The organism is Pseudomonas sp. Marseille-Q5299, assembly GCF_943737035.1.
Lineage (GTDB): Bacteria > Pseudomonadota > Gammaproteobacteria > Pseudomonadales > Pseudomonadaceae > Aquipseudomonas > Aquipseudomonas putida_E.
The window spans coordinates 219,870-245,692 of record NZ_CALSFR010000003.1 but is presented as its reverse complement, the minus strand read 5'-3'; the positions used below and the strand labels follow the sequence as shown (position 1 = coordinate 245,692).

General features: G+C 63.2%; 19 protein-coding genes. 12 read left to right on the top strand and 7 right to left on the bottom strand.

Going from position 1 to position 25,823, the window contains the following annotated elements; all coding sequences use genetic code 11:
- Nucleotides 1-110: 110 nt before the first annotated feature.
- Nucleotides 111-4,064 carry a trifunctional transcriptional regulator/proline dehydrogenase/L-glutamate gamma-semialdehyde dehydrogenase gene (gene putA / locus NGJ21_RS09795; protein ID WP_119688170.1) on the bottom strand — a complete coding sequence of 1,318 codons (3,954 nt, stop codon included), beginning with the start codon at nt 4,062-4,064 and terminating at the stop codon, nt 111-113.
- Between the two features lie 356 nt (nt 4,065-4,420).
- Here putA and putP point away from each other — a divergent pair, with 356 nt between their 5' ends.
- The 8 genes from putP (at nt 4,421) to NGJ21_RS09755 (ending at nt 14,063) form a co-directional block, all read left to right on the top strand.
- Nucleotides 4,421-5,899: a sodium/proline symporter PutP gene (gene putP, locus NGJ21_RS09790; RefSeq protein WP_251962064.1), complete on the top strand. Its 1,479-nt coding sequence runs from the start codon at nt 4,421-4,423 to the stop codon at nt 5,897-5,899.
- A 129-nt stretch (nt 5,900-6,028) separates the two neighbouring features.
- A complete protein-coding gene (locus tag NGJ21_RS09785) occupies nt 6,029-6,865 on the top strand; it encodes a 23S rRNA (adenine(2030)-N(6))-methyltransferase RlmJ (protein ID WP_115273445.1) in 837 nt (278 codons plus the stop codon).
- Between the two features lie 184 nt (nt 6,866-7,049).
- Nucleotides 7,050-8,807 carry a carbamoyltransferase family protein gene (locus NGJ21_RS09780; RefSeq protein ID WP_115273446.1) on the top strand — a complete coding sequence of 586 codons (1,758 nt, stop codon included), beginning with the start codon at nt 7,050-7,052 and terminating at the stop codon, nt 8,805-8,807.
- Entirely contained in the window at nt 8,791-9,921 is a 1,131-nt protein-coding gene (locus NGJ21_RS09775) for a glycosyltransferase (RefSeq protein WP_161870970.1), read from the top strand. Before NGJ21_RS09780 ends, NGJ21_RS09775 begins: the two co-directional genes overlap by 17 nt.
- Nucleotides 9,921-10,817, top strand: a complete 897-nt coding sequence (locus NGJ21_RS09770; protein ID WP_115273448.1) for an antimicrobial resistance protein Mig-14 — start codon at nt 9,921-9,923, stop codon at nt 10,815-10,817. The genes NGJ21_RS09775 and NGJ21_RS09770 overlap by 1 nt, the downstream gene beginning before the upstream one ends.
- A complete protein-coding gene (locus NGJ21_RS09765; protein WP_115273449.1) occupies nt 10,814-12,217 on the top strand; it encodes a PIG-L family deacetylase in 1,404 nt (467 codons plus the stop codon). The genes NGJ21_RS09770 and NGJ21_RS09765 overlap by 4 nt, the downstream gene beginning before the upstream one ends.
- 48 nt (nt 12,218-12,265) lie before the next feature.
- Complete coding sequence (locus NGJ21_RS09760) at nt 12,266-13,222, top strand: glycosyltransferase family protein (protein ID WP_115273450.1); 957 nt, start codon at nt 12,266-12,268, stop codon at nt 13,220-13,222.
- A 67-nt stretch (nt 13,223-13,289) separates the two neighbouring features.
- Nucleotides 13,290-14,063 carry a glycosyltransferase family 2 protein gene (locus NGJ21_RS09755; protein ID WP_046785067.1) on the top strand — a complete coding sequence of 258 codons (774 nt, stop codon included), beginning with the start codon at nt 13,290-13,292 and terminating at the stop codon, nt 14,061-14,063.
- A gap of 54 nt (nt 14,064-14,117) precedes the next feature.
- On the opposite strand, the gene NGJ21_RS09750 is transcribed toward NGJ21_RS09755, so the two are convergent.
- On the bottom strand, nt 14,118-14,723 hold the full coding sequence (locus NGJ21_RS09750; protein WP_039603331.1) for a serine/threonine-protein kinase: 606 nt from the start codon (nt 14,721-14,723) through the stop codon (nt 14,118-14,120).
- Between the two features lie 228 nt (nt 14,724-14,951).
- Here NGJ21_RS09750 and msbA point away from each other — a divergent pair, with 228 nt between their 5' ends.
- Both msbA and hldE read left to right on the top strand, forming a co-directional pair.
- Nucleotides 14,952-16,760: a lipid A export permease/ATP-binding protein MsbA gene (gene msbA / locus NGJ21_RS09745; RefSeq protein WP_046785175.1), complete on the top strand. Its 1,809-nt coding sequence runs from the start codon at nt 14,952-14,954 to the stop codon at nt 16,758-16,760.
- Nucleotides 16,761-16,890: 130 nt separating this feature from the next.
- Nucleotides 16,891-18,312 (top strand): bifunctional D-glycero-beta-D-manno-heptose-7-phosphate kinase/D-glycero-beta-D-manno-heptose 1-phosphate adenylyltransferase HldE, encoded by a 1,422-nt coding sequence (hldE, locus tag NGJ21_RS09740; RefSeq protein ID WP_039602848.1) that lies wholly within the window; start codon nt 16,891-16,893, stop codon nt 18,310-18,312.
- Nucleotides 18,313-18,344: 32 nt separating this feature from the next.
- On the opposite strand, the gene NGJ21_RS09735 is transcribed toward hldE, so the two are convergent.
- From NGJ21_RS09735 to NGJ21_RS09720, 4 genes are all read right to left on the bottom strand, one after another.
- Nucleotides 18,345-19,313: a metal ABC transporter ATPase gene (locus tag NGJ21_RS09735; RefSeq protein ID WP_115273451.1), complete on the bottom strand. Its 969-nt coding sequence runs from the start codon at nt 19,311-19,313 to the stop codon at nt 18,345-18,347.
- Between the two features lie 50 nt (nt 19,314-19,363).
- Nucleotides 19,364-20,176, bottom strand: a complete 813-nt coding sequence (locus NGJ21_RS09730) for an aldo/keto reductase (RefSeq protein ID WP_046785069.1) — start codon at nt 20,174-20,176, stop codon at nt 19,364-19,366.
- The gene (locus NGJ21_RS09725) at nt 20,173-21,348 is read right to left on the bottom strand and encodes an NAD(P)/FAD-dependent oxidoreductase (RefSeq protein ID WP_251962063.1); all 1,176 of its coding nucleotides are present in this window, start codon (nt 21,346-21,348) and stop codon (nt 20,173-20,175) included. The genes NGJ21_RS09730 and NGJ21_RS09725 overlap by 4 nt, the downstream gene beginning before the upstream one ends.
- A 76-nt stretch (nt 21,349-21,424) precedes the next feature.
- Nucleotides 21,425-21,757: a DMT family transporter gene (locus tag NGJ21_RS09720; protein WP_046785071.1), complete on the bottom strand. Its 333-nt coding sequence runs from the start codon at nt 21,755-21,757 to the stop codon at nt 21,425-21,427.
- An 86-nt stretch (nt 21,758-21,843) separates the two neighbouring features.
- Between NGJ21_RS09720 and NGJ21_RS09715 the strand changes: the two genes are divergently transcribed.
- Together NGJ21_RS09715 and waaA are read left to right on the top strand one after the other, a co-directional pair.
- Nucleotides 21,844-22,734 carry a LysR family transcriptional regulator gene (locus NGJ21_RS09715; protein ID WP_119688177.1) on the top strand — a complete coding sequence of 297 codons (891 nt, stop codon included), beginning with the start codon at nt 21,844-21,846 and terminating at the stop codon, nt 22,732-22,734.
- An 11-nt stretch (nt 22,735-22,745) separates the two neighbouring features.
- Nucleotides 22,746-24,017: a lipid IV(A) 3-deoxy-D-manno-octulosonic acid transferase gene (waaA, locus tag NGJ21_RS09710; RefSeq protein WP_115273453.1), complete on the top strand. Its 1,272-nt coding sequence runs from the start codon at nt 22,746-22,748 to the stop codon at nt 24,015-24,017.
- A 42-nt stretch (nt 24,018-24,059) separates the two neighbouring features.
- Here waaA and NGJ21_RS09705 read toward each other — a convergent pair whose 3' ends face one another.
- Entirely contained in the window at nt 24,060-25,448 is a 1,389-nt protein-coding gene (locus NGJ21_RS09705) for an aminotransferase-like domain-containing protein (RefSeq protein WP_046785074.1), read from the bottom strand.
- Between the last annotated feature and the right edge of the window lie 375 nt (nt 25,449-25,823).

Sequence of the window (25,823 nt, the reverse complement as noted above, 5' to 3'; positions counted from 1 at the left end):
GTGAGATCGAGCGCCGCGCGGGCGGCGCTCGATCTCACAGGCGCCAAACATCTCAAGATATGCGCCCATAAAAAAGGAGAGCCGAAGCTCCCCTTTTTTATCAACAGCAATCAGCCAATGGTCATCAAGCTGGCATTCCCCCCCGCCGCCGCGGTGTTCACACTCACCGCCCGCTCAATCACCAGCCGCTCCAGCGCAATCTGGTGATCCCCGCTGGACAGCCCGTGCACACCGACGATCGCACCAGCACGCTTGGCCACCTGCTGGCACACGCTGCGCAGCTGGTCCGAATCGCCATGGTGAATCACGGCGTCGAACGCCACTTCATCCTTGTTCCAGTCCGCCACCAGCTTGACCTTGGCCTGCAGCTCACGCGGCAGGCGGGCACGCAGGGCTTTGCCAGGCTCGCTGTCTGCCCACACCGCCGAGCTGCCGACGGCCAGTACTGCGGCCAACTGCGCCAGCAGGTCAGCCTCGTTGTCGGCCAGGCACAGCACGTGCTCGCGTGGCAGGATGGTGTAGCTGTTGCGCTCGCCGGTCGGGCCTGGCAGCAGGCGGGCGATGCCGCTCTGCGACTGGCTGGCGAACTGGTCGCACAGCGCAGCCAAGTCGGCCAGCTGGTTGCTCTGGGCCCAGGCCTTCAGGCCGTGCAGCGGCTTGATCAGCTGATCGTGCAGGGTACGGTCCGGTTTGCCTTCGCCATCCTGTTGCTGGAAGTGACGGCCAATGGCGTCTGCCGGGCGGGTCGACAGCAGGCGGTACAGGTACAGCGGGCCACCCGCTTTCGGGCCGGTACCGGACAGGCCTTCACCACCGAACGGCTGCACGCCCACCACCGCACCAACGATGTTGCGGTTGACGTACATGTTGCCGGCGTTGGCGTTCTCCACCACCTTGGCGATGGTCTCGTCGATGCGGGTGTGCACGCCGAGGGTCAGGCCGTAGCCGGAGTTGTTGATCTGCTCGATCAACTGGTCGAGGTTGCGGCGGTTGTAACGCACCACGTGCAGTACCGGGCCGAAGATCTCGCGCTTGAGCTCATCGAAGCTCTCCAGCTCGATCAGCGTTGGCATCACGAAGGTGCCACGCTTGGTTTCAGCAGCATCGGCGATGGCGACCTGATAAACAGGGCGGCCTTTTTCGCGCATGCCCTGGATGTGCTTCTCGATACCGGCCTTGGCTTCGGCATCGATCACCGGGCCAATGTCCACGGCCAGGCGGTCCGGGTTGCCCAGGCGGCTTTCGGCCATGGCGCCTTTGAGCATCTCGATCACGCGGTCAGCCGAGTCTTCCTGCAGGCACAGTACGCGCAGGGCCGAGCAGCGCTGGCCGGCACTGTCGAAGGCCGAGGACACCACGTCGATCACCACCTGCTCGGTCAGCGCCGAGGAATCGACGATCATCGCGTTCTGGCCACCGGTTTCGGCGATCAGCGGGATCGGACGGCCCTGGTTGTCCAGGCGCCCGGCGACGTTGCGCTGCAGCAGGCGCGCCACTTCGGTGGACCCGGTGAACATCACGCCCTTGACGCGTTCGTCGCCGACCAGGCCGGCACCAACGGTTTCGCCGCGCCCTGGCAGCAGTTGCAGCACGCCTTCCGGAATGCCGGCTTCGAGCAGCAGGCGCACAGCCTGGGCTGCGATCAGCGGGGTCTGTTCGGCCGGTTTGGCCAGCACTGGGTTACCGGCAGCCAAGGCTGCGGCTACCTGGCCGGTGAAGATGGCCAGCGGGAAGTTCCACGGGCTGATGCACACCACCGGGCCCAATGGGCGGTGGGCGTCATTGCTGAAATCGTTGCGCGCCTGCACGGCGTAGTAGCGCAGGAAGTCAACGGCCTCGCGCACTTCGGCAATGGCGTTGGCGAAGGTCTTGCCGGCCTCGCGGATGAGCAGGCCCATCAGCGGCTGGATCTCGGCTTCCATCAGGTCAGCGGTGCGCTCCAGAATCGCTGCGCGCTCGGCGGGTGGAGTGGCCTGCCAGATGGGGGCGGCATTGAGCGCGCACTGGATGGCGTTGTCGACGTCGGCAACGGTGGCTTCCTGCACGTGGCCGACCACGTCGCGATGATCTGCCGGGTTCAGTACCGCTGTGGCAGCGCCTTCGCTGGCGGCGCAGGCGAGCAATGGGGTGGCTTTCCAGTCATTGTGGGCCGTGGCCAGCATGGCGCAGGACAGCGACGCCAGGCGGTGTTCGTTGGCCATGTCGATACCGGCCGAGTTGGCCCGCTCACTGCCATACAGGTCACGCGGCAACGGGATGCGCGGGTGCGGCAGGCCGATGCTGCCTTCCTGGGTGGCCATGCGCTCGATACTGGCGACCGGGTCGGCGACCAGTTCCTGGATGGAGATCGAGTGGTCGGCGATACGGTTGACGAACGAGGTGTTCGCGCCGTTTTCCAGCAGGCGGCGCACCAGGTAGGCCAGCAAGGTTTCGTGGGTGCCGACCGGCGCGTAGACGCGGCACGGGCGGTTAAGCTTGCCTTCCGAGACCTTGCCTACAACCTGCTCGTACAGCGGTTCGCCCATGCCGTGCAGGCACTGGAACTCGTACTGCCCCGGGTAATAATTCTGACCGGCGATGTGGTAGATAGCCGACAGAGTGTGTGCGTTGTGAGTAGCAAATTGCGGATAGATGGCTTCCGGTACCGCCAGCAACTTGCGGGCGCAGGCGACGTAGGAAACGTCGGTGTACACCTTGCGGGTGTAGACCGGATAGCCTTCCAGGCCCTCGACCTGGGCGCGCTTGATTTCGCTGTCCCAGTAGGCGCCTTTCACCAGGCGGATCATCAGGCGGTGACGGCTGCGTTTGGCCAGGTCGATGACGTAGTCGATGACATACGGGCAGCGCTTCTGGTAGGCCTGGATGACGAAGCCGATCCCGTTCCAGCCGGCCAGTGAAGGCTCGAAGCACAGGCGCTCGAGCAGGTCGAGCGACAGCTCCAGGCGGTCGGCCTCTTCAGCGTCGATGTTCAGGCCGATGTCATACTGCTTGGCCAGCAGAGTCAGCGACAGCAGGCGCGGGTACAACTCTTCCATCACCCGCTCGTATTGAGCGCGGCTGTAGCGTGGGTGCAGTGCCGAGAGCTTGATCGAGATGCCCGGGCCCTCGTAGATGCCGCGGCCGTGGGAGGCCTTGCCGATCGAGTGGATCGCCTGCTCATAGGAGGCCAGGTACTTCTGCGCATCATGCTCGGTCAGCGCGGCTTCGCCGAGCATGTCGTAGGAGTAGCGGAAGCCTTTGGACTCGAAGCGGCTGGCATTGGCCAGCGCTTCGGCGATGGTCTCGCCGGTGACAAACTGTTCGCCCATCAGGCGCATGGCCATGTCGACGCCCTTGCGGATCATCGGCTCGCCGCTCTTGCCGATGATGCGGGTGAGCGAGGTGGTGAGGCCGGCTTCGTTGTGGGTGGAAACCAGCTTGCCGGTCAGCAGCAGGCCCCAGGTGGCCGCGTTGACGAACAGCGACGGGCTGTTGCCCAGGTGCGGGTGCCAGTTGCCGCTGCTGATCTTGTCGCGGATCAGCGCGTCACGGGTGCCTTTGTCGGGAATGCGCAGCAGGGCTTCGGCCAGGCACATCAGCGCCACGCCTTCCTGGGACGACAGCGAGAACTCCTGCAGCAGGCCCTGGACGATGCCGGCGCGGCCACCGGCGCTCTTCTGGTTGCGCAGCTTCTCGGCGATGCCGGCGGCCATCTTGTTGGTCGCCTCGGCCAGGGGCGCGCTCAGGCGCGCCTGTTCCAGCAGCATCGGCACCACTTCCTGCTCGGGGCGGCGATAGGCGGCTGTAATGGCCGAGCGCAGCACCGACTGGGGCAGGATGCTCTCAGCGAACTCCAGGAAGCACTGGTGCGCATGGTCGGGCTGTACTTCACCGGCATCGTCGGCCGGGCTGTTGGCCTGACCGTTGAGTTCGGTCAGGGTGGCGCCACCCTCGAGCTTCTCCAGGTAGTTGAAGATTGCTTGCTTGATCAACCAGTGCGGCGTGCGGTCGATGGACTGCGCAGCTGCCTTGAGTCGCTCACGGGTAGGGTCATCGAGTTTGACCCCAAGGGTGGTCGTCGCCATTTCTTATCCTCGTTATTGCCACGGTTGTGGCCTAAGCTAACGCCAAGAGTAGCCGTAGGACATTTCGGGTGCAACCAGGTGCAACCCGATTTTTTGACGGAAAAGGTGCAACTCGTCCGATGAATGATCCTACGCTTCAAATACGGTTTTTTCTGATGCGTTTTGTTCTGAAAAACGCGGGTTTTGCTCCATAAAGGAGCAAAAAAGCGGCATTACCTGAAAATGCACGAGAAGGTGCAACTGGCGGACGAAAAGTGGTTGCACCCTATTAACGTTGTTGCATAGGATTCGCCGCCTGGGTGCAACCGTCTCGATTCGGTTGTGCATGAAATAAAAACAAACGCCAGGGCACAAGCATGGGCAATCCACTAACGATCACTTTCGTGATCTATATCGCGGTAATGGTACTGATCGGCTTTGCCGCCTATCGCTCCACCAAGAACCTTTCCGACTACATTCTGGGCGGTCGCAGCCTGGGTAGCGTTGTCACCGCGCTTTCCGCTGGTGCTTCCGACATGAGCGGCTGGCTGCTGATGGGCCTGCCGGGCGCCATCTACTTTTCAGGTCTGTCCGAGGCCTGGATCGCCATCGGCCTGACCGTCGGTGCCTACCTCAACTGGTTGTTCGTCGCTGGCCGTCTGCGCGTGCAGACAGAGCACAACGGCGATGCGCTGACCCTGCCGGACTACTTCTCCAGCCGCTTCGAAGACAGCAGCGGCCTGCTGCGGATCATTTCGGCCATCGTCATCCTGGTGTTCTTCACCATCTATTGCGCCTCCGGTATCGTCGCCGGTGCCCGTCTGTTCGAAAGTACCTTCGGCATGTCGTACGAGACTGCGCTGTGGGCCGGTGCTGCGGCAACCATCGCCTACACCTTCATCGGTGGCTTCCTGGCGGTGAGCTGGACAGACACCGTGCAGGCTTCGCTGATGATCTTCGCGCTGATCCTGACCCCGATCATCGTGCTGATCTCCACGGGCGGCTTCGACACGACCTTCCTGGCCATCGAAGCGCAGAACCCGGCGCACTTCGACATGCTCAAGGGTGCTTCTTTCATCGGCATCATTTCGCTGATGGGTTGGGGCCTGGGCTACTTCGGTCAGCCGCACATCCTGGCGCGCTTCATGGCCGCCGATTCGGTCAAATCCATCGCCAAGGCGCGCCGCATTTCCATGACCTGGATGATCCTGTGTCTGGTCGGTACCTGCGCCGTGGGCTTCTTCGGTATCGCTTATTTCTCCGCGAACCCTGACCTGGCAGGCCCGGTCACCGAGAACCACGAGCGTGTGTTCATCGAGCTGGCGAAGATCCTGTTCAACCCTTGGGTGGCCGGTGTGCTGCTGTCGGCCATTCTGGCCGCGGTGATGAGTACCTTGAGCTGCCAGTTGCTGGTGTGCTCCAGTGCGCTGACCGAGGACTTCTACAAGGCCTTCCTGCGCAAGAATGCCTCGCAGCGTGAATTGGTCTGGGTCGGTCGCCTGATGGTGCTGGCCGTGGCCCTGATCGCCATCGCCATGGCTGCCAACCCGGGAAACCGCGTGCTGGGCCTGGTGGCCTACGCCTGGGCCGGCTTCGGTGCCGCCTTCGGCCCGGTCGTGCTGATCTCGGTGCTGTGGAAAGGCATGACCCGTAACGGCGCGCTGGCCGGTATCGTGGTCGGTGCGCTGACCGTGATCCTGTGGAAACAGTTCGACACCATCGGTTTGTACGAAATCATCCCGGGCTTCCTGTTCGCCAGCATCGCCATTGTCGTGGTGAGCAAGCTGAGCAGCCCGTCGAGCAGCATGGTTTCGCGCTTTGAAACCGCTGATGCCGCGTATCACGCTGAAAAGTAATACCTGACACCTGTCGGGTCGAGGTGCCCCGGCCGCCGCTAAACCGGCGGTCGGGGCGCTGTCGATCGGCAGCCAGGCCTGACTCCGCCGGCAAGGCAAGGTAAACTTGCCGCTCGCGCAGGAGTTGCCATGAACTATCGTCACGCCTTCCACGCCGGCAACCATGCCGACGTCCTCAAGCACATCGTGCTGACCCGCCTCATCGCCCTGATGTCGCGCAAAGAACAGCCGTTCGCCTATATCGACACCCACGCCGGTTTGGGCCTGTATGACCTGCAAGGCGACCAGGCCACCCGTACCGGTGAGTACCTGGAAGGGGTCGCGCGCCTGTGGAACCGCGATGATCTACCGGCCATGGCCGCCGATTACCTGCGCATCATCAAGCGCCTGAACAGCGATGGCGAGTTGCGCTACTACCCCGGCTCGCCGGAGCTGGCCCGCCGCCTGATGCGCCAGCAGGACCGCGCCCTGCTCAACGAGAAGCACCCCGAAGACGGGCCGCTGCTCAAAGAGAACATGAAGAAAGACCCGCGCGTGGTGGTGCACCTGGGTGAAGGCTGGCATGTGCCGCGGGCGTTGCTGCCGGTGCCGGAAAAGCGCGCGATCATGCTGATCGACCCGCCGTTCGAACAGGCCGATGAGCTCAAACGTTGCACCACCTCGATGAAAGAGGCGATCGGCCGCATGCGCCAGACCGTCGCGGCCATCTGGTACCCGATCAAGGACCAGCGCTCGCTCACCCGGTTCTACCAGGACCTGACCAGCACTGGTGCGCCCAAGCTGCTGCGGGTCGAGCTGTACGTTCACCACCAGGACAGCCCGCAGGGCCTCAATGGTTCGGGCCTGGCAATTGCCAACCCGCCATGGGGGCTGGAAGAAGAACTCAAGGAACTGCTGCCCTGGCTGGCCAGAGAGCTGGCGCAGACGGCCGGCAGCTACCGGATGGACTGGCTGATCGCTGAATAAAGCGGGTGCCCAGGCCGGCCCTGTCGCCGCCGCGGCGCCGCTCTTTGCGCGGCGCCGCGCCTGTCGGTGCCGGCTTGCCGGCGATAGGGCCAGTTGGAAGTGTTTGCGTTATAATCCCGCCTTTTAGCCGCCACCCGCCCCTGAGGCCGCTGGCGCATCTCTACCGAATGAAGAGGCTAATCCCTTGGCATTGACGATTCTTGGCCTGTCCGGCGCCCTTAGCCATGACCCTTCCGCGGCCCTGTACATCGACGGCAAACTGATTGCCGCCGCCGAAGAAGAGCGCTTCGTGCGTGACAAGCATGCGAAGAACCGCATGCCTTACGAGTCGGCGAAGTTCTGTCTGGAACAGGCCGGCATCAAGCCGTCCGATGTCGACGTGGTCGCCATCCCGTTCGCCCCGATCAGCCTGTTCGGCAAGGCTCGCTGGCACTATGCCAAGCGCTACTGGTATGCCCCGGACCGTGCCCTCGACGCGATCCTGATGGGCAACCGCCGTTACAAGCGCTACCGCAAGAAGATCGTCTGGTGCCTGGAGCAACTGGGCTTCGACCCGAAAAAAGTCAAGATCGAGCCGGTCGAGCACCACCTGGCGCATGCCTCCAGTGCCTATCACTGCTCGGGCTTCAAGGAAAAGACCGCGATCCTGGGTATCGACGGCAAGGGTGAGTACGCCACCACTTTCTTCGGCTATGGCGAAAACGGCAAGATCCACAAGATCAAGGAATTCTTCGACCCGGATTCGCTGGGCGGCCTGTACGGCGCGATCACCGAATTCCTCGGCTTCGAAATGCTCGATGGCGAATTCAAGGTCATGGGCATGGCGCCCTATGGCGATGCCAGCAAATATGACTTCTCCCGCCTGGCCAGCTTCGAGAACGGCGAACTGGTGATCAACACCGAGTATGCCAACGTCATCGGCCTGCGCCGCTATAAAGAGAAGGGCAAGGGCTTCTACTTCTCGCCGAAACTGATCGAATGGCTGGGCCCAAAGCGCGAAGGCGACATTGCCGACGAGCCCTATATCCATTACGCAGCGAGCATGCAGGCGCTGTTCGAGAAGCTGGCCTTGCAGATGATCGACCACTACCTGGGCGACACCCTGCGTGAAACCGGCAAGCTGGCCTTCGCTGGCGGCTGCGCGCTGAACGTCAAGCTCAACCAGAAGATCATCGCCCGTCCGGACGTCAAAGAGCTGTTCGTCCAGCCGGCCTCCGGTGACGCCGGTACTGCAGTCGGTGCTGCGGCCTATGTGTCGCATGCCCGTGGCGTACCGGTCGAGAAGATGGAGCACGTCTACCTCGGCCCTTCGTACTCCAACGAAGACGTGATTGCCGCCTGTGCCCGTCACCCGAACCAGCCGAAATGGCGCAAGCTCGACGACATGCCCCAGCAGATCGCCCGGATCATGGTCGACGGTAACCCGGTGGCCTGGTTCCAGGGCCGCATGGAATTCGGCCCGCGCGCGTTGGGTGGCCGTTCGATCATCGGCTGCCCGAGCGTCGAAGGTGTGGCTGACCGCATCAACCACCAGATCAAGTTCCGCGAACGCTGGAGACCTTTCTGCCCGTCGATGCTCGACACCGTCGCCCCGCAAATGATCAAGATCGATCACCCGGCGCCGTTCATGACCTTCACCTTCGAAGTGGCCGAAGAGTGGAAAACCCGTGTGCCGGAAGTGGTTCACGAGGATGGCACTTCGCGTGCCCAGGTGCTCAAGCGTGAGTACAACCCGCGTTACTACGACATGATGAAGGCACTGGAAGACCTGACCGGCAATGGCGTGTCGCTGAACACTTCGCTCAACCGCCGTGGCGAGCCGATGATCTGCTCGCCGACCGATGCGCTGAACATGTTCTTCGGTTCGGACCTGCAGTACCTGATCATGGAAGACATTCTTGTTGTGAAGGACGGCGCCGCCGCGTATGACCAGCCGCTCTGAACCGCGCATCCTGCAGTTCTGCCATGGCTACGACGGGCCGTTCCTCGACTGCGCCCGTCAGTACGCCAGCCTGTTCCAGGGCAGCGGCTACAAGGTCACCACGGTATTTCTCACCGGCGCCGCCGACCCGCAGGTTGCGGCTGGCTGCGCGTCGGACGAGGTGCTGTTCCTCCAGTTCAGCTCCAAGGCCGTCCGCGGCCTGAAGCTCGGCGCCATACGCGCCCTGCGCCGCATCGCGGCCGAGCGCAATTTCAGCTTCTGCATCGCCCACCGCTTCAAGCCGATCTACGTGGCTTTGCTGGCGACGGGCCTGCCGGTGATCGGCGTGCACCATGCGTTCGGCGACTATGAGCGCAAGGGGCGGCGCCTGTTCGCCAACCTGTTCAGCAAACGGCTGAGCCTGCTTGGCGTGTCGGACGCCGTGCGTGACGACATGCGCCGTTGCCTGCCTCAGTGGCCGGCCGAACGTATCCAGACGCTGTACAACCGTATCGACATCGAGGCCCTGCAGGCCGCACTGGTACCGCGCGCTGAAGCGCGTCAGGCCCTTGGCCTGGATGCGCAGGCGTGGGTCGTCGGCAATGTCGGGCGCCTGCACCCGGACAAGGACCAGGCGACCTTGCTGCGCGGCTTTGCCCAAGCCCTGCCTGAGCTGCCGGCCGGCGCTCGTCTGGCGATCCTCGGCATGGGGCGCCTGGAAGACAAGCTCAAGGCGCTGGCTGGCGAGCTGGGCATTGCCGGGCAAGTCGACTTTCTGGGCCAGGTCCCGGATGCGCGCCGCTACTTCCAGGCATTCGACGTGTTTGCCCTGAGTTCCGACCATGAACCGTTCGGTATGGTCCTGCTCGAAGCCATGGTGGCCGGCGTACCTGTGCTGGCAACGGCCTGCGGCGGGGCTCGTGAAGTGGTCGAGGGTGTGGGTGTGTTGTTCCCGCTCGGCGATGCCTCGCAGCTGGCCCAAGGCTTGAAGCATATGGCGTTGCTGGACGAGCAGCAGCGCGATGCATGCGCCTCGCACATGCTGCAGCGCCTGCGCGAGCGTTTCTCCGATCAGGCCGTGCGCGATGCCTTCTGGCAGCTGCCGCAGGTAAGCGCGCTGGTGGTGGGCAAGTGATGCTCAATCATATTCAGGCTTGGCGAGAACGCGGATGGCAGGTGATCGACGCTGCCGCCTACGCCGAGGCGTGGGCACGCTTCGGTGGCAGCGTTGCCACGCACCCGCTGGTGATCGAGCAGTTGGCGGACCTGGCGCAGATACCCGTGCGTTACCTGGGCTGGCATCAGGCAGGCGAGCTGAAGGCTGGCGTTGCGACCTGGGGGCGTCATTTGGCGCTGTCCAAGGACGTGCTCAAGCGTGCCGGCAAGAAAGGCCTGTTTGACCTGGGCAATGCCGAGATCATTCTGCCAGGCGCTGGCGATGCCGCCGCACCCTTGCGCCATACCGCGCGCTACCTGTCCGAGCTGAACCAGGGGCGCTTCAGCGGCCTGAAGGCTCAGAAAGAGCAGTTGGCGATGGCCCGGGCGCATGAAGACCTGTCGAAGAAATTCCGCTACAACCAGCGCCGCGAGTTGCGCCTGCTGGAAGAGGCGGGTGGTGTGGTGCGCCCTATTACCGATTTCAATACCCAGCAGATCGCGGCCATGTATTGCGACCTGTTCCAGCGCCGCTGGGGGTTCCCGGCCACCGGTGCCGAGCGTATGGCCGATGTGCTCGAGCGCCTGCGTGAGCTGCTGATCGGCTCGGTGCTGTTGCTCGACGACAAGCCCATCGCCATCCAGCTGGTCTATCGGGTCGAAGCGCCGCAGTGGATCAGTGTCGAGTACGTCAACGGCGGCGTCGACCCTGAGACCAAGGCCTTCAGCCCTGGCAGCGTGCTGAGCTTCCTCAACACCCAAGCTGCCTGGGACGATGCCCGCGCACGCAACAAACCTCTGCGCTTCTCGTTTGGCCGTGCCGACCGCGAGTACAAGGACCGTTGGTGCAACCCCGTGCCGGTGTTCCAGGCGTGAGCCGCAAACAGCAGTTGCTCAAGCGCCACCGGCGCAACAAGCGCCTGGGGCTGCTGGCCGGCCTGGCGGTGCTGGTTGCCCTGGGCGTATTCGCCTGGTGGTGGCTGCCGTTGTTGCTGCTGCCGCTGCTCTGGGCTGCCCACGAAGCTTGGTTCGCTGATCATCTGTTCTATGCACCGGGCGAAGATTACGCCTATAACTTCGGCGAGCAGACCGGCGAAGCGCCTGTCACCTTGCGTGACGGCGTGCTCAAGGTCGATGCGGCGCTGCAGGGTAATGAAACGCTGATCCTCGAAGTGCGGGTAAAAAGCGGATGGCTGGGGCGTTTTCTCGACCCGTGTGTCGAGCTGCTGGCCGATGAGTGTGCTGACCGGCAGGCGTTCGAGCGCGGTGTCGACGGCGTTCGCTTCCTGAACCTGACCGGGCTGGCTGCACCGCTGCAGGCCGGTACGCTGCGCGTGCGCGGCCGTCACTGTCGTTTGCAGGGCCAGCCGCGTCTGTGGATAACCGCCGGCGTCGAAACGCAGCGCCGTCGCGTGATGGTGATCGCGCCGCATGCCGATGATGCCGAGCTGGCGGCCTATGGCCTTTACAGCCAGGCGGACGAAGCCTGGGTGGTGACCTTGACCGCTGGCGAAATCGAAACAGAGCACTACCAGCAGATGGGCATGGGCAAGGCCGAGGCGGCACGGCTGAAGGGCCGTCTGCGCGCCTGGGACAGCATTGCCGTGCCGCGCTGGGCCGGGGTGCCAGAGGCGCGTTGCGTGCAATTAGGCTACTTCTGCCTGCAACTGCCCGCCATGCAGGCAGCGCCCGATGTGCCGGCCGTTTCCCGAGAAGCCGACATGGCCGATATCCGCCCGTTCCGTCGCTTCAACCCGTTGCGGTTGCCGGCCGACAGCGATGGCGCGCCAACCTGGAACAACCTGCTGGCTGACTTGCGTGCGCTGCTGGAGATGGCCCGGCCTGAAGTGCTGGTCATGCCGCACCCGCAACTGGACCCGCACCCTGATCACATCTGCGCCCATGTTGCCGTCATGCAGGCGCTGCAGGGCTTGGCGTGGCAGCCGCAGACGCTGCTGTGCTATGCCAACCATCTGCACGACAACGACCGCTGGCCCATGGGCAACAGCGGCGATGGAGTGGCCTTGCCACCGCAATTGAGTGCCGACCAGCCGTGGGCACCCTGCAGCCTGGTGCTGGACCTGCCAACGCAGCGCGACAAGGCGATGGCCCTGGGCATGATGCACGACCTGCAACCTGGCGCACCGTTCAAGCGCCGAGTGCGTCGGCTGTTGCAGCGCTGGCTGGCCGGGCGCCGGCCATCGCCTTACGGTGAGAACGAGTTCTTCCGCAAGGCCGTGCGCCGGCATGAACTGTTCTGGCGCCGTGAGCTGTAGATGATGCCGATGGTTGACCGCGAAGGCGCAGAGCGCCCAAGGAAAGCAATGAAAGTCTTATTTCTGGTGCAGAAGGAACAGCGGGCGATCCTCGATCGCCTGTACGACGGCGTCGCGGCCAACTGTGAGTGCGACCTGCGCTGGTTGACCAGCGATGACCAGCGCAACCTGCGCCGTTATTTCAAACGTGAAGTGCAGGTCGAGCGCTATGACCGCATCGTCTTCTTCCTGCGCTTCAAGCAGGAGATACGCCAGGCGGCGTTCATCCGTACCGTGCCGAACCTGGTGATCCTCGAGCATGATGCCTACCAGAACTACATCCCCTGCAAGTACACCGGCAAGTTCAGTGCGCATTACCGCAAGCTGCCGTGGGCACGGGTGATCAGTTCCGGCTACATGGTCAGTGAGCGCCTGCGCCAGGAAGGTTTCGATGCGGTGTTCGTGCCCAAGGGTTATGACGAGCGCCTGCTCACGGACCAAGGGCTTGAGCGTGATATCGAGCTGGCGTTCGTCGGCAGTACCAACAGTGTTGCCTACAGCGGGCGCAAGGCGTTGCTGGATGAGCTGGGGCGGGTGGAAAACCTGGTGGTGACCCGCACCAAATCCGGCGAAGACTATTGCAACACCCTCAACCGGATCCGTTTCTTCGTCAGTGCCGATGTGGGCATGGGCGAGTACATGATCAAGAACTTCGAGGCCATGGCCTGCGGCTGCGTGTTGCTGGCGTTCGACCAAGGGGCAGAAGAAAATAGCGCCCTGGGCCTGCAGGATATGCACAACGTGGTGTTATACGACAGCATTCCGACGCTCCAGGCGAAGCTGAGCACCCTGCGCGCCGATCCGGGCCTGGCGCAGCAAATTGCGGAAAATGGGCGGGACCTGGCGGTTTCCCGCTTCAGTTTCGCTGAAGTTGGCCGTAGCATCGTCGACCATATGCGCCCGGCACTCAGGCCGCACCCGCCCTTGTCCGCCTGGCAGAGGCTGCGGTTGACGCTGGGCATTTAATCTAAAGAGCTTTCGTGGCCAGGGAGTGGCTACGCAAAGTCTGTTGTCGCAACGCGGAGGGAGTCCGGTGCGCTTTTCAAATGATAGTGATGTCACGCTTGTCGTGACCAGCTGCGGTCGGTTCGATCTGCTCAAGGAAACCCTTGAGAGCTTCGATCGCTACAACACAGCGCCCATTCGCGAGGTCTTCATTACCGAGGACTCCGGTGACGACGCTGTTCACGGTGCCGTACCCGAGCACTGGAAACCCCACTGCACGGTGTTCGTCAACCGCCCCAAGCTTGGGCAGCTGGCGTCGATCGACCTGGCGTACAGCCATGTGAAGACGGCTTACATCTTCCATTGCGAGGACGACTGGCGCTTCTATCGCCAGGCCTTCGTCGAAGACTCCAAGGCGATCCTCGAGGTCAGCCCCGATGTGCTGCAAGTCTGGTTGCGCAGCCACGCCCATGACTTGTCGATCCACAGCCCTTACATTCATCTGGGGGATCGCCAGGTGATCGCCGGCGTGCCGTGCTATCCATTGCACTCCGAGAAAGCCGAATGGCAGGCCTTTTCCCTCAACCCGGGCTTGCGTCGGCTGAGCGATTATCAGCGCTGTGCGCCATTTGCCGCCTATGCCGGCGAGAAGGCGTTGTCGCGCCGTTACGCGGAGTTGAAACTGACAGCGGTGACCCTGGAGGGTGACGCGGTACTGCACACAGGCTTTGGCAGCCACGTCACCGTGCCTGAAGAAGTGCACCGCAAGGCCAAGCGGCGTAATCGCGACCGGGTCAAGCTCGCATTGACGCTGGTGATCGGTGCCTTGGCAGGTATGGGTATATCCATCTTCGTGCACTGACACCGCGCCTGGCAGGTTTTTTCAACGGCCTGCCAGGCGCTGCCGGGCTGATGTTCAACGCGCCAGCAGGGCCGCTTGGAAATCGGCGAGGGGGAAGCGGTCGCCCAGTTTCTCGCGTGCGATGTAACTCACCATATGTTGCACGTTGCGTCGAACCATACGGGCAGACAGCGGCGGGCGCAGGAAGCGCATGTCCGCAACGTCGATCAGGCCCAGCTGCTGGTCGGGCGTGACCACCACATTGCCCAGGTGCAGCGAGCGGAAGTACACGCCGCTACGGTGCAACTGGCGGATCAGGGTGATCAGGCGGGGCAGGTAGATGTCCCAGCTGAAGCCTTCGTCCCGCGACATCTGCAGCAGCGTGCGCCCCGGCAATGGCCGGTACAGCACCGCTGTTCTGCCCGGCAGGTCGAGCTTGTGCTGGCTGATTACCTCGAGCGTAGGGATGCCCAGCTGCGCAAGGCGCGCAGCGTTGTCCACGAAGCGCTGGGAGTAGGGGCGCAGCAGCGCAGATGAAATCAGACGCTTGCGCCGAAAAACCTTGAGGAAGTTACCATCCTCAAGCAGGTAGACTTTGGCGCCATGGCTGTCCGCCTCCAGTATCTGGGCGCCAAGTGTCAGCTGATCGAAGTCGACCTGGGTGAGCCGAGAGCATTGCATGAGTTGAGCCTTGTCGTCTGGCGAGCAAAATGACCGGCAATAATGCCGAAAATAATCCTCCAGCACCACGTTGGTCTCTTTTGACTGACCAGGGGGGCTCATACCGTACGAAAAAAACCGGGTGCAAGCCTTGTGGGCCGCCGGCCTGGCATGTTGTTGCCTCGCAGGCGTGCCGAAAATGACGCCTGTGGTAAAATTTCCGGTTCAACCTGAACAGCGAGCTCGATGATGGCCGAAACACCGCTACCGGCGGAGCACACCTCCAGCCTGAAGATCTACTTCCGGTTGCTGAGCTACGTGAAACCCTATATCGGCATTTTCCTGCTGAGTATTATCGGTTTCGTGATCTTTGCCTCGACCCAGCCAATGCTGGCCGGGATCCTCAAGTACTTTGTCGATGGCCTGAGCAACCCCGAAGCGGTGTTGTTCCCCAACGTGCCCTACTTGCGCGACCTGCAATTGCTGCAGGCGGTACCGCTGCTGATCATCCTGATCGCCGCATGGCAGGGCCTGGGTTCGTTCCTCGGCAACTATTTCCTGGCCAAGGTTTCCCTTTCCCTGGTGCATGACCTGCGCGTGGAGTTGTTCAACAAGCTGCTGGTACTGCCCAACCGCTATTTCGACAATCACAACTCCGGGCACCTGATTTCACGCATCACCTTCAACGTGACCATGGTAACGGGGGCCGCCACCGATGCAATCAAGGTGGTGATCCGTGAAGGCCTGACCGTGGTGTTCCTGTTTGCCTACCTGCTTTGGATGAACTGGCACCTGACCCTGGTAATGGTCGCCATCCTGCCGGTGATCGCGGTAATGGTCAGCGTCGCCAGCAAGAAATTCCGTAAACAGAGCAAGAAGATCCAGGTGGCGATGGGCGACGTGACCCACGTAGCTTCCGAAACCATCCAGGGCTACCGTGTGGTGCGCAGCTTCGGCGGCGAGGCTTACGAGCAGCAGCGCTTTGGCCGTGCCAGCCAGAGCAACACCGACAAACAGCTGCGCATGACCAAGACAGGCGCCCTGTACACGCCGATGCTGCAACTGGTGATCTACAGCGCCATGGCCGCGTTGATGTTCCTGGTGCTGTTCCTGCGGGGCGACTCGACCGCCGGTGATCTGGTGGCCTACATCACTGCTGCGGGCCTGCTGCCAAAGCCGATCCGCCAGCTTTCTGAGGTCAGCTCGACCATCCAGAAAGGCCTTGCCGGTGCTGAAAGCATCTTCGAGCAGCTCGACGAGCAGCCCGAGATCGACCGCGGTACGATCGAGAAGGAGCGGGTGGCCGGTCGCCTCGAAGTACGCAACCTGAGCTTCACCTACCCAGGTACCGATCGCGAAGTGCTGAGCGACATCAGCTTTACCGCCGAGCCTGGGCAGATGATCGCACTGGTCGGGCGCTCTGGTAGCGGCAAGTCGACCCTGGCGGCGCTGATCCCGCGCTTCTATCACCACGATCAGGGGCAGATTCTGCTCGATGGCGTGGAGATCGAAGACTACCGCCTGCGCAACCTGCGCCGGCACGTTTCGCAGGTGACCCAGCATGTGACCCTGTTCAACGACACAGTGGCCAACAACATTGCCTACGGCGACCTGGCCGGCGCGCCGCGCGCAGACATCGAAGCTGCGGCTGCCGATGCCTATGCCAAGGAGTTCGTCGACCAGCTGCCCAAGGGCTTTGACACCGACGTGGGTGAAAACGGCGTGCTGCTGTCCGGTGGCCAGCGCCAGCGCCTGGCGATTGCCCGGGCCCTGTTGAAGAACGCGCCGCTGCTGATCCTCGACGAAGCGACTTCGGCACTGGACACGGAGTCCGAGCGGCATATCCAGGCTGCCCTGGACCATGTCATGCAGGGCCGCACCACGCTGGTGATCGCGCACCGCCTGTCGACCATCGAAAAAGCCGACCAGATCCTGGTGATGGACCAGGGCCGCCTGGTGGAGCGCGGTACCCATGCCGAGCTGCTGGCAGCCAATGGCTATTATGCCCGCTTGCACGCCATGGGGCTGGACGAGCCGGCGAAGGCCGATATCACCTGAGTTGCCCTTGATCGGGGCCGTACGGCCCCGATTGTCACCGGAATTTTCCAGGGCCCGATCTGGCCGTAAAGCCGTCGCCTACCCTGTGCTAATATCCTGCCCCTGTTCATTATTTTCATATGGGTTGCCCATGAAGTTGTCCATGCCGCGTTTCGATCAAGCCCCGGTATTGGTGGTCGGCGATGTCATGCTGGACCGCTACTGGCATGGCGGTACTTCGCGTATCTCGCCAGAAGCGCCAGTGCCGGTGGTCAAGGTCGATCAGATCGAGGATCGCCCCGGCGGCGCGGCCAACGTTGCGTTGAACATCGCCGCCCTCGGTGCCCCGGCGGCACTGATCGGCGTTACCGGCCAGGATGAGGCCGCCGACAGCCTGGCCAACAGCCTGCAGGCTGCGGGGGTGCGTTCGGTGTTCCAGCGCATTGCGCACCAGCCGACCATCGTCAAGCTGCGGGTCATGAGCCGTCACCAGCAGCTGTTGCGCATCGATTTCGAAGAGCCGTTCGCCACTGACCCGCTGTCGCTGGGCGCCGAAGTCGAGAGCCTGCTCGAGGGTGTCAAGGTGCTGGTGTTGTCCGACTACGGCAAAGGCGCACTGAAAAATCATCAGAGCCTGATCGAGGCCGCACGTGCCAAGGGTATTCCGGTACTGGCCGACCCCAAGGGCAAGGACTTCTCCATCTACCGCGGTGCCAGCCTGATCACGCCGAACCTCAGCGAGTTCGAGACCATTGTCGGCCGCTGCGCCGATGAGGCCGAACTGGTCGCCAAGGGCCTGCAGCTGCTGCTGGACCTTGACCTGGGCGCGTTGCTGGTGACCCGTGGCGAGCACGGCATGACCCTGCTGCGCACCGGCCAGCCGGCGCTGCACCTGCCGGCCCGTGCCCGCGAAGTGTTCGATGTGACCGGCGCTGGCGATACCGTGATTTCCACCCTGGCTGCGGCCATCGCGGCCGGTGAAGACCTGCCCCACGCGGTCGCCCTGGCCAACCTTGCGGCTGGCATCGTGGTTGGCAAACTGGGTACTGCAGCGATCAGCGCACCTGAGCTGCGTCGCGCGATCCAGCGCGAGGAAGGTTCCGAGCGTGGCGTGCTGGGCCTGGAGCAATTGCTGCTGGCCATCGACGATGCGCGTGCGCACAACGAGAAGATCGTGTTCACCAATGGTTGTTTCGACATCCTGCATGCAGGGCATGTGACGTACCTCGAGCAGGCGCGTGCCCAGGGTGATCGTCTTATCGTCGCGGTCAACGACGATGCCTCGGTAAGCCGTCTGAAGGGCCCTGGCCGCCCGATCAACAGTGTCGATCGGCGCATGGCCGTGCTGGCTGGGCTGGGCGCGGTGGACTGGGTCATCAGCTTCCCTGAAGGTACGCCGGAGAACCTGCTGAGCCAGGTGAAACCGGATGTGCTGGTCAAGGGCGGTGACTACGGTATCGACCAGGTGGTGGGTGCCGATATCGTCAAGGGCTACGGCGGCACCGTGAAGGTGTTGGGCTTGGTCGAGAACAGCTCGACGACCGCGATAGTCGAAAAAATCCGCAAGAACTGATGTGCCCGGGGCCGTAAGGCGGCCCCGGATATTCATTTGTTCAGCGAGGTGCGCGCGCGCTCCAGCAGTGCCCGCGCCTTGTCGCCAAAGCGTCGCAGGTGTGAAGCCTTTGCGGTTTTGCGCTCCACCAGCCCCTGCTGCTTTACCCAATCCTTCCAGCGTATCCGCTCGTCCGCGACCACCCACCCGTCCTGCCGGGCAAAGCTCTCCGCCAGGTACAGCCCGCGGGTACTGGCCGGCACCAGTTCATCTTTCCTCAATGTATACAGCTCGGCCTGCGGCTGACCGTCCTGCACCGGCATCAGGTACAGGTCGGGCCGTTTACGGTTGAGCCGGGCGACCAGCTGATCACCTTCAAGGCGTTCATCGACATGGAACAGGCTCAGCTTCTTGGCGTCCCTGGGTACTTGCAGGCGCATGTCGTAGATCAGTTGCAGCGATGCCGTAGGCAGGTGCACGTAGGCCCGTGGGCGCTCCAGCAACATCAGGTTGCCGCAATGCACCGGCCGGGCGGCACCCGATTCCGGCGTCAGCACGAACGGCAGCGCTTCCCGGTAGTGCAGGGCAGCAGCGTAAGGTGCAGGTAGCCAGGTGTCGTTGAAGCGACCACCCAGCCAGCCTTCCGGCGTTTCCAGCAGGCACTCTTCCGCCACTTCCTGTACCGCGGTGTGCAGCGGCAGGTTGAGCTCCTGAGCCGGGACATACCCTGAAATCAATTTAAGCACCACGTCGCCCCGGTCCTGGCGGCGCTGACGCACCAGTACCCAGTAGTCGCGGTTCTGCCAGTGCAGGGTCAGGCGTACCGATACACCCAGGTTGGCCAGTTCAGCTACGAAACGCTGGTTATCGGGTAGCTGGATGGCCCGGCGCCGTTGTTGGGTCTGGGCGAAGTTCACCGGCATGCCGATGCTCTGGTAGACCAGGCTCTCGGAGGTGGCTTCGACATGCAATGGCAGTGTTTTGAAGTTGCTCGGGTTCTTGCGAATCAGCGTACGCGGCACGAGGCTCCTCCTTGCGTCGGGTCAGTCTCCAGGCCCGGGGTGGGGACAACTCAATGCTGGCCCAAAATGCGGGCGACCGTGGCCACGTTGTGGGCCAGGTGCAACGGGTTGATGGTGCCGACGATAGCACTGCTGACGCCAGGGTGGGCGAACAGCAGTTCGAAGCTGGCGTGTACCGGGTCGACACCAGGTGCGAGGCAGACATGCCCACTGGCCAAGGCCTTCTTCACCAGAATGGCTTTGCCGTGCTCGGCAGCGTAGTCCAGTACCGGTCGTTCTGCCTGCTCGTTGAGGTTGAAGGTGACCATGGCACAGTCGCCCTGCTCGAGTGCCTTCAGCCCGCCGGCGACAGTTTTGCCCGACAGGCCGTAGCCGAGGATCTTGCCCTCCTGCTTGAGGGCTGCGAGGGTCTGGTAGACCTCTTGCTGCTCGAGAATCTCCAGGTCGTTGCCATCGGAGTGCACCAGCACCAGTTCGATACGGTCGGTTTCCAGCCGGCGCAGGCTGCGTTCGACCGAAAGACGGGTGTGGGCTGCACTGAAGTCGAAGCGCGACAGGCCGTTTTCGAACTCTTCGCCAACCTTGCTGACGATCACCCATTCATCGCGCTGGCCGCGCAGCAGCGGCCCCAGGCGCTCTTCGCTGCGGCCATAGGCCGGTGCCGTGTCGATCAGGTTGATACCCAGTTCGCGCGCCTGGGCCAGCAGCAGGCGCGCTTCGTCATCGCCGGGGATCGTGAACCCGGTGGGGTACTTCACGCCTTGGTCGCGGCCAAGCTTGACCGTGCCCAGGCCCAGAGGGGACACCTTCAAGCCTGTGCTGCCCAGCGGGCGGTAGAAGTCGTGCAGGGTCGGCAAGGTCATGGCAGCAGTTGCTCCCAGGCGGGCACGCCGAGTGGCGGGCGTGGCAGCCCTGCAAGCTCGGCCTGGGCGCTTGGGCGGATGCCGTCACGTTCCAGGCTGGCCAGCACACGGTCACTGAAGTCGGGCGCCAGGGCAAGTTTGGTCGGCCAGCCCACCAGTAGGCGCTGCTGGTCGGCGAGGAACGCGTTGTCGGGCCGCACCAGGCCCGATTGTGCAGGCTCTGCGCGGTCGACCCGCAGCGTGGCCCAGCGGACCAGGCGTTGATCTACCCACGGCAAGAGCTGGCTGACTTCCTTCTGGGCTGCGGCAATCTGTGCCGCCGTGTCGCGTGCTACGCCATCGGCTTCAGCCAGGTCGCCGCCCAGGTACCAGACCCATTGGCCATCGGCTGCGGGGTGGGTGGTGATGGTGACGCGCGGCTTGGGGCCGCCGCCCAGGCAGTGGGCATACAGTGGTTTGAGGTTAGGGCCTTTGGCCATGACCATATGCAGCGGCCGTGTTTGCATGGCCGGTTGCTCAAGGCCCAGGGCGTGAAGCAGGCCCTCGGTGCCCGCGCCAGCACTGAGCACGATGCGCTGGGCCCGTATTTCACGGCCGTCCACGCGCAGGCCAACCAGTGAATCACCTTCACGCAGGGGCTCGATGTGCTCACCGGCGAGCAAGGAGTCGCCAGCCAGTTCAGCCAGGTTGGCCAGCAGGCTGGGGACATCGATCACCAGTTCGGCCAAGCGATACACCTTGCCTTTGAAGGCGCGGTCCTGCAGTGCGGGAGGCAACTGGTCCCCCTTGACCTGGTCAACCCGGCCGCGCACGGCTTTGCTGGCGAAGAAGCTGGTGAGGTTGCCGGCCAGGGTGCCGGGCGACCACAGGTAGTGGGCGTCGGAAAGCAGGCGGGTGCAGCTCAGGTCCAGTTCGCCGCTGCCGGCCACGGCTTCGCGCCAGCGCCGTGGCATGTCGGCGATGGCTTCCGAGGCCCCCGTCAACGCACCGTGCAGGGCGTACTTGGTACCGCCATGGATGATGCCCTGGGACTTGATGGTCTGTTCGCCGCCAAGGCTGGCGCGCTCCACCAGCACTGTCGAATAACCCAGGCGGCGCAGGCGGGCATTGAGCCACAGGCCTGCGACCCCGGCGCCGACGATGAGCACGTCAGTGGAAATGGCGGATGGCATGGCGGTACCTCGAAGTCTGGGACAGCTGGCAAGTATACAGGCTATGCCTGGCTTGGCTCATCGCCGACAGGCCCCATCAATGCCCGGCAGTCTTGGAGAACAACTGGATCACCACCACGCCGCCAACGATCATCGCCATCCCCAGCATCGCCGGCACATCGAGTTTCTGCCCATAGATCACCAGCGCCGCCACGCTGATCAGCACAATCCCAAGCCCCGACCAGATCGCATAGGCGATACCCACCGGAATGCTGCGCACCACCAGCGTCAGCATCCAGAACGCGATGGCATAGCCGACCACCATCAGCAGCAGGGGCAATGGCGTGCTCAGGCCTTTCACAGCCTTCATGGAGGCTGTGGCGATGACTTCGGCGACAATGGCGATGGCGAGGTAGGTGTAGGCGTTCATGGTTCGTTCCTCCGGTTCTGGGCGGGCATTCTAGAGTGTCCCTGAATGCGGTAAAGTCATTACCTATCACTCTGGGAGATAGGTTGATGGCCGAAAAGTGGAGCCTCGAGCAGTTGCGTACCTTTGTACGCGTCGTCGAACTGCGCTCGTTTTCTGCCGTCGCCCGCGAGCAGCGCAAAGCGCAGTCCGCCGTCAGCAATGCCATTGCAATGCTCGAAGCGGACCTCGGCGTCACTTTGTTCGAGCGCAGCAGCGGCCGTCAGCCCGGGCTAACCGAAAACGGTACCGCGCTGCTGGAGGATGCCCGCGAACTGCTGCGCCAGTGCGAGCGGCTCGATGGCCGCGCTCTGGCCCTGATGCGTGGCCAGGAAGCCTTGTTGCGGGTGGCCCAGGATGAAGCCATGCCTTATCAACCTGTGATCGACAGCCTCGACGAACTGGCCAGTCATTACCCTTTTCTGGAAGTGCAACTGGCCAGCGGTGCCCAAGGTGATGTAGCGCGCAAGCTGGTGGAGCGACGTGCAGACCTGGGTTTGTTTTTCCACCATGAAAGCATGCCTGCCTCACTGGAGCGGCGTGCCCTGGGTAGCGTGGAGATGGTCACGGTGTGCGCGGTGGATCATCCATTGGCGCGTGAAAGCCGCGTCACACGCCAGCAGCTGGCACGTTACCGCCAGTTGCTGATCGCCCCGCAGCAAAGTGGCTACCCCGGCGGCGAAGCGATCAGCCCGCAGGTATGGCGCGCCGACAGCTTCTACGCCATGGCCGAGCTGTTGATGCGAGGGCTGGGCTGGGCGTGGCTGCCACGCCACGTGGTGCAATACCCGACCTACCAGGCGCACATGGTCGAGCTGGCCAGCGAATGGCGGCCCCCGGCCTTGGTCGTCGAACTGGCCTGGCGCCGTGACGAACCGCTGGGGCCCGCCGCGCAATGGCTGGCCGAGCGCTTTGCGGTGCACTTGCGCGCGATCGGGTAAACTTCGCCGCCATGAACAGAACTCTCTATACCCTGTTGTTCCACCTGGGCCTGCCGCTGGTCGCGCTGCGCCTTTACCTGCGTGCACGCAAGGCCCCGGCCTACGGCCAGCGTATCGGCGAACGTTTCGCCCGCAATCTGCCGGCGATGCGCCAGGGTGGCATCTGGGTACATGCCGTATCGGTAGGTGAAAGCATTGCCGCCGCGCCCCTGGTGCGAGCCTTGCTCAAGGCCTACCCGGGCCTGCCGGTCACGCTTACCTGCATGACCCCCACCGGCTCCGAGCGCATTCGCGCGCTGTTCGCCGATGAGCCACGCATCCAGCATTGCTACCTGCCTTATGACCTGCCGTGGGCGGCGGGGCGTTTTCTCGACCATGTGCGCCCGCGGCTGGGCATCATCATGGAAACCGAACTGTGGCCCAACCACATTCACCAATGCGCCAAGCGTGGCATTCCGGTTGCGCTGGCCAATGCTCGGTTGTCCGAGCGTTCCGCCCGTGGCTACGCGCGTTTCGCCAAACTGACCCGGCCGATGCTCGCCGAGATGAACCTGATTGCAGTGCAGACCGAAACCGAGGCGCAACGCTTCCGCGACTTGGGTGCGCGTCCTGAGTGCGTGCAGGTCACAGGTTCGATCAAGTTCGACCTGAAGGTCGATGACCAGCTTTTGCCGCGTGCCAGGGCACTGCGTGAACAGTGGGGCGCAAGCGAGCGGCCGGTGTGGATTGCGGCCAGTACCCATGAGGGTGAGGACGCGCTGATCCTGCAGGCTCATCAGCAGTTGTTGCAGGCGCATGGCGACGCGCTGCTGATCCTGGTGCCGCGCCACCCCGAGCGTTTCGATGCAGTGCATGCCTTGTGCAGCGGGCAGTTCGCTACCGTTCGCCGTTCTGCCGGTGCGGCGGTCGATGGCCAGACCCGCGTGCTGCTCGGCGATACCATGGGCGAGCTGTTGTTCCTCTACGCACTGGCCGACATCGCCTTCGTTGGCGGTAGCCTGGTCGCCACTGGCGGCCACAACCCACTGGAGCCGGCAGCGCTGGCACTGCCGGTGATCATGGGGCCGCATGTGTTCAACTTCCTCGAAATCAGCGCGATGTTGCGTGATGCCGGGGCGTTGCAGCAGGTGGACGATGCCCAAGGGTTGGCACAGGCAGTGCGGCAGTTGATCGAATTGCCGCAGGATGCCCGGCGCATGGGTGAGGCGGGCAGGGCGGTGATGCAGGCCAATCAGGGGGCCTTGCAGCGGTTGCTGGATGGGCTGGCGCGGTTGATCCGCTGAGCCGCATCACGGTTCGTGAGCCCCCTGCGGCCCTGTTCATCTCTAGTAGAAAAGCCGCGGCTCGGACGAATCCAGCAAGCTGGCGAGTTTGGTCAGGGCAAAGCTCAGCTCGGCGCGGCTTGGCGTCATCAGGGCGATGCGCACGCCACAGCTGGCTGGGCTGCGCTCAGGCAGGAACTGGCTGCCGCTGACCACGGTTACGCCATTGTTGCGAGCCAGGTTGGCGAACTCATCGCTGGTCCATGGCTCTGGGAGTTCCAGCCAGATATGGAAGCTGTTGGGCTGGCTGCGCACCTTGTACCTGCCAAGGATTTCCTGGGCCATCAACTGGCGTGCGGCGGCTTCTTCCTGCTGCACCCGCACCAACTGCTCGGCCATGCCGCTGTTGATCAGGTTGCTGGCCAGCTGAGCCATCAGCGGGGAGGGCATCCAGACGCTGCTGCGCACCATAGACGACAACCGTGACAGCGTTTGTGGCGGCGCGTAGAGGTAGCCGATACGCAGGGCCGGCAGCACGCTCTTGGACAGGCTGGTCAGGTACACCGAGCGCTCAGGTGCATATGCGGCCAAGGGCTTGTAGTCAGGCGCCGGTTCGAGGAAGCCGTAGATATCGTCATCCACGATGAACAGGTCGAACTCGCGGGCAATCTGGGCGATAGCCTCGCGACGCGCGTGCGGCATTACCGAGTTGGTCGGGTTCTGGTGAGTGGTCACACATACCAGCAGCGAGGGGCGGTGCTCCAGGCAGGCGGCCCGCAAGGCCTCGGGCATCAGGCCGTGCTCGTCCATGGCTACCCCGCGCAAGCGGCGGCCCATGCTGTGGGCAAGGGAAATGATGCCGGGGTAGCAGAGCGACTCGCAGAGGATCACATCATCGCTTTTCGACAGGCTGCTGATCGCTACCAGCAGGCCATGCTGGGCGCCGGAGGTCAGCACCACCTGTTGCGCGCGAGCTTCGGGCAACCAGCGCTGAATCCATGTGGCGCCAGCCTGCTTGTGCGTCGCATGGCCACCGTCGGTAACGTAGTCGAGCACTTGGTCAAGGTCGGGGGAAGCCGCCAGCTCGGTGATCGCTCCGCGCAGCCAGTCGGCCATGTGCGCATCGTTGGGCTTGATGATCGAAAGGTCGATCTGGCCGCTTTCATGCTTGAGCGGTGCGGGCCGCGAGAATGCGGTGGGGGTAGGCGCCGGTCGTTGCTGCAGGACGAAAGTACCGCGGCCAACCTCGCCCACCACCAGGCCCCGCTTGGCCGCTTCGTCATAGGCTCGGCCAATGGTGCCAGGCGTCACGTGCAATGACTCGGCAAGATCCTTGAGTGTTGGCAGGCGGTCGCCAGGCGCCAGCCGGCCGTTGCCTATGTCCTGTTCAAGAGCATCGGCAATCATCAGGTAGACCGGCTGCGCCAGGTCGCTGTAGTGAGGAACCCACATGGAAATGGCACCAGAATCTGCAAGAACGCGGAAGCCTAGCACGAAAGGCAAGATCGGAGTAATCGCGTTTTTTGTATGTGAATTGCCTCTATTGATATGACGTGAAGGCTTGTCGCTGCGGGTCCTCCCTACACGACGGGAGCGCAAGCGTGAGCGCGATCAATCCACGTTCAGAAGAAATCTTTTGAAATCAATAAGTTGATTGATTCGATTCAATGCTGATGGCAATCGGCCAATGAAATAAATTTAATCGATTCTATTTTTGTAATTACAATTATTGAGTCGGTGCAATGTGGTGGTGCCTGGAGCAGCACCCCTCGTTCGCATCGCTTAGCTGTGAACGGTTTCAAAAAAAGACAATGACTGCCGCCTCTG

Excerpts from the sequence above, each read along its gene's own strand:
- NGJ21_RS09705 (WP_046785074.1), bottom strand. The coding sequence starts at position 25,448 with ATGTGGGTTCCTCACTACAGCGACCTGGCGCAGCCGGTCTACCTGATG.
- NGJ21_RS09760 (WP_115273450.1), top strand. The coding sequence starts at position 12,266 with ATGAAAGTCTTATTTCTGGTGCAGAAGGAACAGCGGGCGATCCTCGAT.
- NGJ21_RS09775 (WP_161870970.1), top strand. The coding sequence starts at position 8,791 with ATGACCAGCCGCTCTGAACCGCGCATCCTGCAGTTCTGCCATGGCTAC.
- hldE (WP_039602848.1), top strand. The coding sequence starts at position 16,891 with ATGAAGTTGTCCATGCCGCGTTTCGATCAAGCCCCGGTATTGGTGGTC.
- NGJ21_RS09750 (WP_039603331.1), bottom strand. The coding sequence starts at position 14,723 with ATGCAATGCTCTCGGCTCACCCAGGTCGACTTCGATCAGCTGACACTT.
- NGJ21_RS09725 (WP_251962063.1), bottom strand. The coding sequence starts at position 21,348 with ATGCCATCCGCCATTTCCACTGACGTGCTCATCGTCGGCGCCGGGGTC.
- NGJ21_RS09785 (WP_115273445.1), top strand. The coding sequence starts at position 6,029 with ATGAACTATCGTCACGCCTTCCACGCCGGCAACCATGCCGACGTCCTC.
- waaA (WP_115273453.1), top strand. The coding sequence starts at position 22,746 with ATGAACAGAACTCTCTATACCCTGTTGTTCCACCTGGGCCTGCCGCTG.
- putP (WP_251962064.1), top strand. The coding sequence starts at position 4,421 with ATGGGCAATCCACTAACGATCACTTTCGTGATCTATATCGCGGTAATG.
- msbA (WP_046785175.1), top strand. The coding sequence starts at position 14,952 with ATGGCCGAAACACCGCTACCGGCGGAGCACACCTCCAGCCTGAAGATC.
- NGJ21_RS09730 (WP_046785069.1), bottom strand. The coding sequence starts at position 20,176 with ATGACCTTGCCGACCCTGCACGACTTCTACCGCCCGCTGGGCAGCACA.
- putA (WP_119688170.1), bottom strand. The coding sequence starts at position 4,064 with ATGGCGACGACCACCCTTGGGGTCAAACTCGATGACCCTACCCGTGAG.
- NGJ21_RS09715 (WP_119688177.1), top strand. The coding sequence starts at position 21,844 with ATGGCCGAAAAGTGGAGCCTCGAGCAGTTGCGTACCTTTGTACGCGTC.
- NGJ21_RS09720 (WP_046785071.1), bottom strand. The coding sequence starts at position 21,757 with ATGAACGCCTACACCTACCTCGCCATCGCCATTGTCGCCGAAGTCATC.
- NGJ21_RS09770 (WP_115273448.1), top strand. The coding sequence starts at position 9,921 with ATGCTCAATCATATTCAGGCTTGGCGAGAACGCGGATGGCAGGTGATC.